The following is a 12741-nucleotide window of genomic DNA, read 5'->3' on the forward strand; positions in this document are numbered from 1 at the left end:
CCGAGAAACATGTTGCTAACGAGACACGAGACCTATCAGGGATGCTTCTGGCTCCTGGCCTCGTAAACGCTCATGGCCACGCAGCTATGACATTGTTTCGTGGGTTAGCGGACGATTTGCCTTTGATGTCATGGCTGCGCGAGCACATTTGGCCAGCAGAAAGTCGATGGATAAACGAGGCCTTTGTGGAAGCAGGGAGCGAGCTAGCCATCGCGGAACAGCTACAAAGCGGCATCACCTGCTTTTCGGACATGTACTTCTTTCCTGACGTCGTAAGCCAACTTGTACATAAGCATGGCATCCGCGCCCAGATAACCATCCCCGTGCTTGACTTCCCTATCCCGGGTGCACGCGACGCAGACGAAGCACTTCGCAAGGGCGTCGCGCTGTTTGATGACCTCAAGCACCATCCGCGGCTGAGTATCGCTTTCGGCCCCCATGCGCCTTATTCGGTTACTGACAATAAGCTTGAAAGCATCCGTACATTAGTTGCGGAAATGGACATCGGTATTCATATGCACGTCCACGAAACGGCTCGTGAGGTCGAAGAAGCGCTGCAGCAGCACGGCGAGCGACCGCTTGCTCGATTAGCCCGCCTGCAGCTTTTGGGCCCTCGCTTCCAAGCGGTGCATATGACTCAGGTAAACGATGAAGATATCTCCCTGCTGGTCGAGCACAACTGCAGCGTGATTCATTGCCCCGAGTCGAATCTAAAGCTGGCCAGCGGCTTTTGCCCAGTGGAGCGCCTGTGGGAAGCGGGTATCAATGTAGGCCTCGGTACTGATGGTGCTGCCAGCAACAACGATCTCGACCTGCTGGGAGAAACCCGCACTGCCGCCCTGCTTGCAAAAGCAGTTTCGGGATCAGCCGCTGCTCTCGATGCTCACCGCGCGCTGCGTATGGCGACGCTCAACGGCGCCCGTGCGCTTGGCCTGGAAGACCATACCGGATCGCTTGAGATTGGAAAATTCGCTGACCTGGTGGCTTTCGACCTCTCAAAACCAGGGCAGCAGCCCGTGTACGACCCCGTGTCTACTCTCATTTATGCGAGCAGCCGCGACTCTGTCCGCCATGTATGGGTCGCTGGAAAGCAATTGCTTGATGATCGGCAGCTGACCCGAATGGATGAGCAACGACTGGTTGCGTCCGCCCGAGAATGGGGTGACAGAATCGCCTCCAAACAATAGACGGGACTTCGGTAGACCGATGCACCGCGACAAACTGACTTACACGCAGCGTTTTATTGGGGTGCCCCGCATCCGACCGAAGCTGGCAAGATGAGCGTTAGCAGCCCAAGCTTCTCCACCAGGTTTATAAACGGAACAGACCATGAGTAACGTCGACCACGCCGAAATCGCGAAATTCGAAGCGTTAGCCCATCGCTGGTGGGACCGCGAAAGCGAGTTCAAACCGCTCCATGAGATCAATCCGTTGCGGGTCAATTGGATTGATGAGCACGTATCACTGGCCGGCAAGAAGGTACTGGACGTCGGCTGCGGAGGAGGAATTCTTAGCGAAGCAATGGCTCAGCGCGGCGCTACGGTCACTGGGATCGACATGGGCGAAGCGCCGCTGTCGGTTGCCCGACTTCATCTGCTCGAGTCAGAGCTGGAAATCGACTACCGACAAATCACTGCCGAAGCGTTAGCTGAAGAAATGGTAGGGCAGTTCGATGTCGTGACCTGCCTCGAGATGCTTGAGCATGTACCTGACCCAGCATCAGTCATCCGCGCCTGCCATAAGATGGTAAAGCCTGGCGGACAGGTATTCTTTTCGACGATCAACCGCAACCCAAAAGCCTATGCGCTTGCCATCGTCGGCGCAGAGTATCTGCTCCAACTGTTGCCCCGCGGTACGCATGACTATCGCAAGTTCATTCGCCCTTCGGAGCTTGGAGCCTGGAGCCGCGAGGTCGGACTGCAGGTCAAGGACATTATCGGCCTGACTTACAACCCTCTGACAAAACACTACAAGCTGTCATCGGATGTGGATGTTAATTACATGATCCAGACGCTTCGGGAGGCATGATGCGCCTGAGCGCAGTGTTATTCGATATGGACGGTACGCTGCTTGATACCGCTCCGGACTTCATTGCAGTGACGCAAGCCATGCGCTTGGCTCGTGGCCTTGATCGCGTTCCTGACCAACAGATACGCGACGTTATCTCAGGCGGTGCCAGGGCAATGGTACTCAGTGCATTTGACGTCGACCCGCTCTCGGATGAGTTCGAGGTGTTGCGGCTGGAATTCCTGGAGCGCTATCAAGCGCACTGCGCCGTCGAGAGCCGGTTGTACGAAGGGATGGCCGAGCTACTTGCTTGCATCGAAAACGCCAACCTGATCTGGGGCGTGGTGACCAACAAGCCGGTACGTTTCGCCGAACCGATCATGCAGCAGCTCGGCCTTGCTTCCCGCTCAGCGGTTCTGGTTTGTCCCGATCACGTCAGTCGGAGCAAACCTGATCCGGAACCCATGCTATTGGCGTGCAGCCAACTGGACCTAGCCCCGTCGACTGTACTGTTTGTTGGAGATGATCTGCGCGACATCGAGTCCGGACGCGCAGCCGGCAGCCGTACGGCGGCAGTGCGCTACGGCTATATTCATCCGGATGACGATCCGGACACCTGGGGCGCGGACTTAGTCATAAGCCACCCTTCGGAGCTGCGCGAACACCTAGACTTTGGCCGTTCCGGCTAAAGCCCCTTCTCATACGCCGTTTTTACAATCCCCGGTGGGCTATCGCCCCATATCTTGTTAATGAGGCTTCAGATGTTCGAGTACTCAGCGCGCCCCGACCTGCTCAAGGATCGGATCATCATGGTCACCGGCGCAGGGCGCGGAATTGGCGAAGCTGCAGCCAAGGCCTATGCGGCTCACGGAGCAACGGTGCTTCTGCTGGGCAAAAACGAAGACAACCTCAATCGGGTCTACGATGACATCGAAGCAGCCGGCGGCGCGCGTCCGGCGGTTATACCGCTTAATCTGGAAACAGCCTTGCCGCATCAATACGACGAACTTGCCGCAACCATTGAAGCGGAGTTTGGACGACTGGACGGCCTATTGCTCAATGCCAGTATCATTGGCCCCCGTTCTCCGATCGAACAGCTGTCCGGCGACAACTTCATGCGCGTAATGCAAGTTAACGTCAACGCAACCTTCATGCTTACGAGCACTTTGCTGCCTTTGCTGAAGCTGGCGACTGACGCATCGGTGATATTCACGTCGAGCAGCGTCGGCCGTAAAGGCCGGGCATACTGGGGTGGGTATGCCGTCTCCAAGTTTGCCACCGAGGGTTTGATGCAAGTACTCGCTGATGAACTAGACGGCACCGGTTCCGTGAGAAGCAACAGCATCAACCCAGGTGCGACCCGCACCGACATGCGTGCAAAAGCCTATCCCGGCGAAAATCCGACTGTTAATCCGCTGCCTGCCGAAATCATGCCGGCCTATTTGTATCTGATGGGGCCAGACAGTCAGGGCGTGAATGGACAAGCGCTGGACGCCCAATAGTATCCCGCCGTTGCGCCTGTTTTCCGGCGCAACGGCGACAACCTTCATATCAAATTGGCATCATTTTGCCGTTTCGCTGGCAGCTCAGTTTCAGTACACGTAAAAAAATCGCCTAAACTACTGATCTCAATAGATATTATAAGTTGGCATCAAAATAGCTTATGAACCTCTACCAACGCAGGCAGCGTTTCGAGGTTCACTTCCATGCTGGCAGACAAGCACTCCCAAACTTCCGTCGATATCGGTACCGCACGTGTTCGACGCTTAGACATTTCCAGCAGCATGACGCTGTCTGCCCGCCAGCACAGCTTTTCCGAGCGCCTCAAATACCTGACGTTGCGCTTGCAAACCAGCCTGGAAATCGAGCGCCTCCTGGGCTTCTTTTTTGAAGAAGTCAAGAACCTGATTCCTTTCTCCGCCCTCTCCTATCAGCACAGCGGCACCGACTTCCAGCTGCTGATAGGCGAAGCCGGGGGATTCGGTGTGAGCTACTCGCTCTCTCACACCGGTGATTCTCTCGGAGAACTCTGCCTGTTTAGCCGTCAATATTTGCCTGATTCTGTATTGGAGCAACTCGAAAAAGCGCTCGACTGCATGCTATTCCCGTTGCGCAATGCATTGCTTTATCGGGAGGCCATTCAAGCGTCACTGAAGGATCCACTGACCGGAGCCGGAAATCGCGCGGCGCTGCTCCAGTCGCTGACTCGAGAAACAGAGCTCTCGCGTCGGCACAATGGAGCCGTATCCATCGTCATGTTAGACATGGACCACTTCAAGAGCCTCAACGACACCTACGGTCACCAGGCCGGAGACGCCGCTCTGAAGGCTACAGCCCTGTTGCTGCGGGAGCAGCTGCGCAATGTCGACATGGTGTTCCGCTTCGGCGGCGAGGAATTCGTTCTAGTCCTCTCCAACACCGATCAAGAAGCCGCACTGGTTGTTGCTGAACGGATCAGGGCAGCCGTTCAGAACCTGTGTTTTTTTGTTGGAGAAAAACAAATCCGACTATCAGCCAGCCTGGGCTGCGCCACCTACCAACCCAGCGAGTCTCAGGACGACCTTTTGCGTCGCGCTGACCTGGCCCTTTACCAAGCCAAACGCGACGGTCGTAATCTGACCCGCGTCGCCTCGGCGCAAACATAGACCGCCGCAACCCTGCCTCAAAAAAAGGGTGAAGCCATTACAGCCTCACCCTTTCATACCGCTGGGCACTGGTTCGTCAGGGGCGCTTCGAGCGGTCGCCGCGACCGAAACCGGGTCGTTGTCCCTCTCCTGCAGAGGAGCTACCGCGCTTTGCAGGAGACGGTTTGCCACGCTCACGACCGACAGCATTTGGCCGCTCCGCCACTGGGGTGCCACGGGCTGGCTTGTTCCGGTCATCCCCGTCACGAGGCTTGCGTGCGGACTGGTCACCACGTCCGCTGCGACCACGACCCGTGTCAGCCGGCACATCAGCATCCTGCGCCGACCGGAGGACGCGAGGCCGGCGTTCACCACGTCCGATCGGCTTGGCAACCTTGCGCTGCATCCGATCGAGCTTGTCCTTGGTCTTGGCTTTCATACCTGGCAGCGCGACCGGCTTGAGACCAACCTCCTCACTGAGAATGTCCACCTCGCTTTGAGACATTTCACGCCAGCGGCCCATTGGTAGATCGGAAGTCATGAACACCGGACCGAAACGCACGCGTTTCAAGCGGCTTACCACCAGTCCCTGCGACTCCCATAGGCGCCGGACTTCCCGGTTACGCCCTTCCATCACCACACAGTGGTACCAATGGTTAAAGCCTTCACCACCGGGTGCTTCCTGGATATCGGTGAAACGAGCTGGGCCGTCCTCAAGCATGACGCCGGTCTTGAGTCGCTCGATCATCTCGTCGTCTACTTCGCCGCGCACCCGCACCGCATATTCCCGGTCCATCTCGTAGGACGGATGCATTAGACGGTTTGCCAGTTCGCCATCGGTGGTGAACAGCAGCAAACCTGTGGTGTTGATATCGAGGCGACCGATATTGATCCAGCGGCCCTCTTTCGGGCGCGGCAGGCGATCGAATACGGTCGGACGTCCCTCAGGGTCATCACGTGTGCAAATTTCACCATCAGGCTTGTTGTAAATCAGCACGCGACGAACCGTTTCAGTCGCCTCTTCACGCTTGAGCAAGCGGCCGTCCACAGCGATTGCATCGTGTAGGTCGACGCGTTGGCCGAGCGTGGCGATGGCGCCATTAACCTTGACTCGGCCAGCGGTGATCCAGCTCTCCACGTCGCGACGCGAGGCGAGCCCTAGTCGCGCCAGCACCTTCTGGAGTTTTTCGCCGTGGGCGATATGAGGGGTTGTATCTTCGTGTTCGGTCATCTGGGCACCTCCCGGCGTGGCAGTTCCGATTGAAAGGCCGCGCACTATACGCGCAACGGATTGCCGAAGCACGAGAAGGTTAGCAGCCGGGTCAAAGGCGCGCCCGTCGCGCCTCTACTTACAGTTAGTTTTTGTCTAAAGCGGCCAGGGCCTCAGCCGTTGCCCGCTGAATCGCCGCCCAATCGCCATTCTTCAACGCGGCGCCATCGATCATCCAGGTCCCACCGACACACATGACGTTAGGAAGCGCCAAGTACTGCGCTGCGTTGTTGGCATTGACGCCGCCGGTGGGGCAGAAACGAACATCGGCAAAAGGTCCGCCCAGCGCCTTGATTGCAGCCACGCCACCGCATACCTCAGCCGGGAACAGTTTGAAGCGACGATAGCCGAGTGCATAGCCCCGCATGATGTCAGACGCGTTACTGATGCCGGCCAGCAGCGGCACGGAGCAATTCACGCCGGCTTGCAGCAGCTCATCGGTGCAGCCCGGCGATACGATGAACTGTGCTCCAGCCGCCTCGACCTCATCCATCATTCGTTTATCGAGTACCGTACCGGCGCCTACACACAAGTCCGGCCGCTCCTGACGCAGGCGTCGAATGGCAGTCAGTCCGTGTGCCGAACGCAGCGTTATCTCAAGTGCAGTCATGCCCCCAGCCGCCAAGGCGTCGGCCAACGGCAGAATTTGTTCTTCGCTGCCGATTGTTATGACCGGCAGGATGCGGGCCTCAGTACAAATCTTCTCAATCTGCGCGTTTTTCTGGTCCATGGTCATGGAAAATGTCCTCGGGCCTCAAGGGCACCAGTAGATCTCTAATGGGGAATGCAGAAATGCGCGAATCGGCATCTGCGACGGTTCGAGCTGCATGGCCTGGCGCAGCGTGTCGAGCTTGGCGGAGCCTTGAATCGCCAGGCATTGGACGCGGGCGGACGCCAGCAGCGGATAGGTCATGGTGATGCGCTGCTCCGGACTGACAGGTGCCAACATGGGAAGACAAAGATCAGCACCGTGTTTGTCCAATCCCTTCTCCAGCAACGGGCTGTTCGGAAACAACGAGGCGGTGTGCCCATCATCTCCCATTCCAAGCACCAGCACATCGATTGGTCGGGAGAAACCAGCCAGCTTCTTGCCAGCCTGCTCTGCCGCGTCTTCCAGGGTTTCGGCCGCCTGATACAGGCCAACAAGCTGTGCTTCAGCCGCAGCGTTTTGCAAGAGGTGCTGGCGAAGCAAGCCCTCATTACTATCCGGGTGTTCGGGCTCGACCCAGCGTTCGTCAGCCAAGCTGACCTGAACCTTTGCCCACGGCAGCTCGCGCATCGACAGTGCCTCAAGGAACGCTATCGGGCTGCGCCCTCCTGACACCACCAGGCTCGCTCGTCCTTGATTGGTCACTGCATACTGCAACGCGCCGGCAACCCTATCGGCCAACGCCTGCGCCAGCTGCTCCGGCCCAGGCAGGCTATGAGCCACCACATCGGGCGGCAGTTCGAGTTCAGAGATCGCCATACCAAGACCTCCCGTCCCGTGTGATCAATGCTATGGAGGCAACGGGCCCCCACGAGCCCGCCGGATAAGGTTTAGGTGCGTCACCGATTCGCGACCAGCCATCGATCAGTTGATCGCACCACTTCCACGCGTACTCGATTTCATCCTTACGGACGAACAGGTTCTGATTGCCTTGCATCACTTCGAGCAACAGCCGCTCATAGGCGTCCGGAATACGCGAGCTTTTGTAGGTCTGAGAAAAATTCAGCTGCAGCGGGCCGCTACGCAGATGCATGCCCTTGTCCAAGCCCTGCTCTTTGGTCATAACCTGCAACGAGATGCCTTCGTCCGGCTGCAGGCGGATGATCAGTCGATTGCTGATCAACGACCGTTGCTCGGGCGCGAAGATATAAAAAGGCGGTTCTTTGAAGTGGATGACGATCTGCGAAACCTTTTCGGCCATCCGCTTGCCTGTTCGCAGGTAGAACGGGACACCGGACCAGCGCCAGTTGCAGATGTCGGCACGCAGCGCAACGAAGGTTTCGGTGCTGCTCTCAGCGTTGGAGTTTTCTTCCTCAAGATAACCCGGCACCTGCTTGCCGCCGACCGCCCCACCCACATACTGGCCACGCACAACCTGGCGGGATAAACGCTCTGCTGTGATCGGCGCCAGGGCTTTGAGCACCTTTACCTTTTCGTCGCGAATGCTGTCGGCGGTCAGGTCGCTTGGCGGGTCCATGGCAATCAGACACAGCAGCTGCAACAGGTGGTTCTGGATCATGTCCCGCAACTGACCCGCCTGATCGAAGTATCCCCAACGCCCTTCGATGCCGACCGTCTCGGCGACAGTAATCTCAACATGCGAGATGTGGTGCTGATTCCACTGGGTCTCGAACAGACTGTTGGCAAAGCGCAACGCGATCAGGTTCTGGACCGTTTCCTTGCCAAGATAGTGGTCGATCCGATAGATGCGTGTCTCGGGGAAATACTGCGCAACGGCATCGTTGACCAACCGCGACGAGTCGAGATCGTGCCCGATTGGCTTTTCCAGAACCACTCGTGCCTGTTCGGCCAGTCCAGCTGCTGCGAGATTTTCACAGATCGAGCCGTACACGGAGGCAGGCGTAGCGAAGTAAGCGATGAGCGGCATATCGGGAGCGACTGTTCCAGCCAACGCCGCGTAGTCTTCCGCCTCACGAAAGTCCATGGTCAGATACCCCAACCGACCCCGAAACCGGCTGAGCACTGACTCGTCCAGCTGAGCAGGCGGCACATAGCGTCGCAGCGCCTGGTCGATGCGTTCAAGATGAACAGCCGGCTCACCTTGATCTCGCGACAGGGCCAAAATGCGCGTGTCGCTGTTCAGCAGCCCTGCTCGATCGAGCTGATAAAGTGCAGGAAACAACTTGCGCAGTGCCAGATCGCCGAGGGCGCCAAACAAGGCGAAGGTAGTTGCGTCAACTGTAATAGCAGGCATGATCTTTATACTAACCAAATTAGGCTGCGTGACGGGTGATTATGCGCAGTTTAAGCACAAGATGTTGTTATTAAAACAACACGCCCAAATTTTTTCGTGCATCGATTTCGCTACTATCCGTAGTCTCGGGCACGAGTCCCTGAAGGAAGAGACATGGATCGCATGAAAAATCTCTTGGAACAGATAAAAAATCGGCTCGATGAGCTGAACAAAGCGGAGCGCAAGGTGGCTGAAGTCATCCTTCGTGATCCGCAGGAAGCGACCCGTTACAGCATCGCGGCGCTGGCTCAAGCGGCGAAAGTAAGCGAGCCTACCGTCAATCGCTTTTGCCGATCATTTGGAGCGGCGGGCTACCCAGCCTTGAAGATCCAGCTGGCTCAAAGCCTGGCCAGCGGCGCCGCCTATGTCAGTCGGGCCGTTGAAGCGAACGACGGCCCTGAGGCGTATACAAGAAAGATTTTCGGTAGCGCAATTGCGTCGCTCGATAGCGCCTGTCGAGCCATCGACCCTCAGGTTGTAAGTCACGCTGTAGATCTGATGATCCAGGCGCGCCAGATTCATTTCTTCGGGTTAGGCGCGTCCGCGTCGGTCGCGCTCGATGCGCAACACAAGTTTTTCCGCTTCAATCTGCCGGTAACCGCGCATGTGGACGTGTTGATGCAACGGATGCTCGCGTCGGTCGCACACACGGGCGACCTGTTTGTGATCGTTTCCTATACCGGTCGTACCCGTGAGCTGGTAGAAGCCGCGACGATCGCGCGAAATAACGGTGCTTCGGTGCTAGGCCTGACCGCCGCAGATTCACCGCTGGCAAAGATCTGCACCCTGAGCCTCGATATCCCTCTGCCAGAGGACACAGACATCTACATGCCGATGACCTCAAGAATCATTCAGCTGACAGTATTGGACGCACTTGCCGCAGGCGTAACGCTGAGACGCGGCGTCGATTTCCAGCCGCATCTACGCAAGATCAAGGAAAGCCTGATGGCGACCCGTTACCCATCCGAAGACAGTTGATTACTTCTTTTTCTTCGTTGGTTTGCCTAGTTCTTTAAGCCGCTGGGCAGCCACTTCATTGACCGCTTTACGCTCCTTGTTCTTCATGCTCTTCCAGGCTTTCATCTCGTCCCGGCTGCGGCCGCAGCCGATGCAGATGTCGTCCTTGAGCTTGCAGATACTGATGCATGGATTTTTCGCTTTATCGCCCAAAACCACCTCCCGTTCAGCCAAGGCCCCTACGGCTAGTAGAGGCCCTGACTGCCTGGAGGTTCTAAGCGAATTAGCCTATAGCACCAATCAGTCCCACCAGTATTCGACCTGAACGCCAAAGTTGGAGCCATGCTGCGCGTCGCCGAAAGCGCCGGTTTCCGAGAGTGCACTGCCAGCGGCTATCAGATTGGCTGCATCTTGCGCTGCGTCGTTCCACTGAGCATAGGTGTAATACAGACGAAACTCGGGACGCGCCCAGAAATCAGGCCCTGCCGGCGACCAGGTCGGAGCGATGGTGAACTTGGTGAGTTTCCGGGTCCCGGCTTCCGCATCGATCTGATCGTGGCCGACTTCAGCGACCAGCTTGAATTCTTCGGTCAAGGCATACACCGGACGCATACCTACCGAAATCCAATCCTGATCGTCGCCCTGACGCTTGTCCTTCTGATAGACGACCTGGAACTGTCCACTGAAACGCGGCGTCACCTGCCAATCGAAGAACTCCACGATCCGCCAACTCTTGGCGCTGTCGTCTAGTTGCACATTGCCCGTGTAGCCGAGTCCTGTTCCTGGACCCTCGCCATACTGCACTGCAAAGGTATTGCTACCACCCAGGAAACCAATCTGCTCATGCTGAGCGGTCACAGACCAGCCACTGTTGGAGTCGCCGCGGTCCGGGTCAGCGATGTAGCTCACGCCGAACTGCAGTTCACCGTCAGGATTGGTGTTGATGCCGCCAACGTTGAAATCGTGACGATTGGTGTAGTTTTCCTGAAAGACGTTGTCCTTGCGCGAGAAGGCGTAGCTGTATTGCAGGCCTCCGATCTCGACGTTTTCGATCCCGGCACCGGTCGCGCTCTGGTTCCAATAGTAGAAGTCAGAGATATGAATGTCGTTCCGCTTGTAGAACCGTCGACCGGCCCACAGCGACCCATTGTTCAGCGCCGCGATGTTGCTCCATTCGGCATAGGCCTGAACTAGCCGCGCGAACCCATGGTCGTCAGTGAATTTCGGGGTGTGGTCGTACTCGTTATACAGCGCCGCCATGCCCTCGACGCTCAACACCGAGCCGTCGTCCATGGTGAACAGATCCTGACGCAACCCCAATTCGGCGTACTGCTCGCACTCGTTGCCCAGTCTGAACTTGGACGCTGCGCCCGGCAGTTGAAAACAGGCTTGCGATTCGCTTGCAGTCGATTCGCCGATACCACTTCGCACATAGCCGTTGAAGTCCAGGGCCTGCGCGCCAAACGGCATAGCGAGACCGGCCAGCGCGACTGCGAGGCCCAGGCGTGTCGTTTTCTTCATATCCGCTCCAATTAGCTCTTATTGTTGTTACTGCCGTTGGATCGAGCCGCTTTGGCTCTCCTTCGATCCGCGTTTCGCTATCAGCTCGTTGCGGACCACTTTTCATAGTTCGCGGCGTTGGACCGCCAACCGTTGAAAACCACTAATAAATAACACTCCTATGCGCCCATCGCCGGTACGCAGACACTCGGCGACCGAGCCTATTTCTCACTCCACCCGGTACAGCGACCTAGCGCGCAACCAGGCGGGTGATGGTGCCGTTTCGACCAGATGAGCCGTTACCCGGCGCGACACCCAGCCGCTCCCCGGTTTGCGCATCGAATAGCAACACCTTGTCAGGCTCGAACTGCAGCGTCAGCGTCTCGCCAGGATTCGGCGCGGCATCCGGTGCCAGCCGACAGCAAACCTTGGTCTGGTTCAGGCTGACAAAGACCATGGTGTCAGGGCCGGTCGGCTCAATGACCTGGACTTCGGCACGTAGCGAAGGTAGACCCGCTTCGGTGCCAAGCCCGATCTGCTCCGGCCGTATTCCGAGGATCACTTCCCGGCCTTCCAGCGTCTGGCCATCGGTCAGATTCAACGGCAACTCGCAGCGGTCCTGGCCACTCTCCAGTGATGCGCGCCAGCCATCCGCCTGACGGGTCAACCGCAGCGGGATGAAATTCATAGGGGGGGAACCGATAAAACTCGCCACGAACAGGTTGGCTGGGTTGTTGTAAATCTCTTTGGGTGTACCAAATTGCTGGACGATGCCGTCCTTCATCACGGCAACCTTGTCACCCAACGTCATCGCTTCGATCTGATCATGGGTGACGTACACCGTGGTGGTCTTCAGGCGCTGATGCATCAACTTGATTTCTGTGCGCATTTCAACGCGCAGCTTGGCGTCGAGGTTGGAAAGCGGCTCGTCAAACAGATAGATCTTCGGCCGCCGTGCCAACGCCCTTCCCATGGCAACGCGCTGCTGCTGACCGCCGGACAACTGAGAAGGTTTACGGCTCAACAGATGTTCGATCTGCAGCAACTTGGCAACACGCGAGACTTCTTCCTCGATCTTCGCCGCTGGGACTTTGCGCATCTTCAAGCCGAAGGCGATGTTTTCCTGCACGGTCATTGTCGGGTACAGCGCGTATGACTGAAACACCATGGCGATGTCGCGGTCCTTGGGGCTGGCATCGCTGATGTCGGCTCCGTCCAGGCGAATCTCCCCACCGGTGATCTCTTCCAGACCCGCGATGCAGTTCATCAAGGTGGATTTGCCGCAGCCGGAAGGTCCGACCAGGATCAAGAACTCGCCGTCCTCGATCTTCAGGTCGATGTCTTTCAGCGTGTCGTGGTTGCTGCCGGGATAGCTCTTGCGGACGTTACAAAGTTCGAGTGCAGCCATGATTGTTGTTCT

13 protein-coding genes (1 of these 13 only partly in view) are annotated in these 12741 nt (G+C 57.5%); 6 read left to right on the forward strand and 7 right to left on the reverse strand.

Annotated elements, in window-relative coordinates; translation table 11 throughout:
- The 5 genes from JQR87_RS11660 to JQR87_RS11680 form a co-directional block, all read left to right on the forward strand.
- Positions 1-1187, forward strand: the 3' portion of a protein-coding gene (locus JQR87_RS11660; RefSeq protein ID WP_407297020.1) for a TRZ/ATZ family hydrolase. The gene continues 145 nt to the left of window position 1, outside the view; the window shows 1187 of its 1332 coding nt (coding positions 146-1332); the start codon falls outside the window, past its left edge; it ends in the stop codon at positions 1185-1187.
- A 142-nt stretch (positions 1188-1329) separates the two neighbouring features.
- Positions 1330-2028, forward strand: a complete 699-nt coding sequence (gene ubiG, locus JQR87_RS11665) for a bifunctional 2-polyprenyl-6-hydroxyphenol methylase/3-demethylubiquinol 3-O-methyltransferase UbiG (protein ID WP_407297018.1) — start codon at positions 1330-1332, stop codon at positions 2026-2028.
- Positions 2028-2696, forward strand: coding sequence for an N-acetylmuramic acid 6-phosphate phosphatase MupP (gene mupP / locus JQR87_RS11670; protein WP_407297017.1), 669 nt, complete (start codon positions 2028-2030; stop codon positions 2694-2696). The genes ubiG and mupP overlap by 1 nt, the downstream gene beginning before the upstream one ends.
- 72 nt (positions 2697-2768) lie before the next feature.
- Positions 2769-3509, forward strand: coding sequence for a YciK family oxidoreductase (locus tag JQR87_RS11675; protein ID WP_407297015.1), 741 nt, complete (start codon positions 2769-2771; stop codon positions 3507-3509).
- A gap of 204 nt (positions 3510-3713) precedes the next feature.
- Positions 3714-4652, forward strand: coding sequence for a GGDEF domain-containing protein (locus JQR87_RS11680; protein WP_407297013.1), 939 nt, complete (start codon positions 3714-3716; stop codon positions 4650-4652).
- A 76-nt stretch (positions 4653-4728) separates the two neighbouring features.
- On the opposite strand, the gene rluB is transcribed toward JQR87_RS11680, so the two are convergent.
- The 4 genes from rluB to zwf all read right to left on the reverse strand — a co-directional run bounded on the left by rluB (position 4729) and on the right by zwf (position 8825).
- The gene (gene rluB, locus JQR87_RS11685; RefSeq protein ID WP_407297011.1) at positions 4729-5862 is read right to left on the reverse strand and encodes a 23S rRNA pseudouridine(2605) synthase RluB; all 1134 of its coding nucleotides are present in this window, start codon (positions 5860-5862) and stop codon (positions 4729-4731) included.
- A 124-nt stretch (positions 5863-5986) separates the two neighbouring features.
- Complete coding sequence (locus JQR87_RS11690; RefSeq protein WP_407297009.1) at positions 5987-6637, reverse strand: bifunctional 4-hydroxy-2-oxoglutarate aldolase/2-dehydro-3-deoxy-phosphogluconate aldolase; 651 nt, start codon at positions 6635-6637, stop codon at positions 5987-5989.
- Between the two features lie 18 nt (positions 6638-6655).
- Positions 6656-7369 carry a 6-phosphogluconolactonase gene (pgl, locus tag JQR87_RS11695; protein ID WP_407297007.1) on the reverse strand — a complete coding sequence of 238 codons (714 nt, stop codon included), beginning with the start codon at positions 7367-7369 and terminating at the stop codon, positions 6656-6658.
- Positions 7356-8825 carry a glucose-6-phosphate dehydrogenase gene (gene zwf, locus JQR87_RS11700; protein ID WP_407297005.1) on the reverse strand — a complete coding sequence of 490 codons (1470 nt, stop codon included), beginning with the start codon at positions 8823-8825 and terminating at the stop codon, positions 7356-7358. The genes pgl and zwf overlap by 14 nt, the downstream gene beginning before the upstream one ends.
- Positions 8826-8978: 153 nt before the next feature.
- Between zwf and JQR87_RS11705 the strand changes: the two genes are divergently transcribed.
- A complete protein-coding gene (locus tag JQR87_RS11705) occupies positions 8979-9842 on the forward strand; it encodes a MurR/RpiR family transcriptional regulator (RefSeq protein ID WP_407297003.1) in 864 nt (287 codons plus the stop codon).
- Here JQR87_RS11705 and JQR87_RS11710 read toward each other — a convergent pair whose 3' ends face one another.
- The 3 genes from JQR87_RS11710 to JQR87_RS11720 form a co-directional block, all read right to left on the reverse strand.
- Entirely contained in the window at positions 9843-10034 is a 192-nt protein-coding gene (locus tag JQR87_RS11710; RefSeq protein WP_407297001.1) for a DUF1289 domain-containing protein, read from the reverse strand.
- An 87-nt stretch (positions 10035-10121) separates the two neighbouring features.
- Entirely contained in the window at positions 10122-11342 is a 1221-nt protein-coding gene (locus JQR87_RS11715) for a maltoporin (RefSeq protein WP_407296999.1), read from the reverse strand.
- Positions 11343-11571: 229 nt separating this feature from the next.
- Positions 11572-12729, reverse strand: coding sequence for an ABC transporter ATP-binding protein (locus JQR87_RS11720; RefSeq protein WP_407296997.1), 1158 nt, complete (start codon positions 12727-12729; stop codon positions 11572-11574).
- Between the last annotated feature and the right edge of the window lie 12 nt (positions 12730-12741).

Source organism: Stutzerimonas stutzeri (assembly GCF_051028275.1).
Taxonomy (GTDB): Bacteria; Pseudomonadota; Gammaproteobacteria; order Pseudomonadales; family Pseudomonadaceae; genus Stutzerimonas; species Stutzerimonas stutzeri_AS.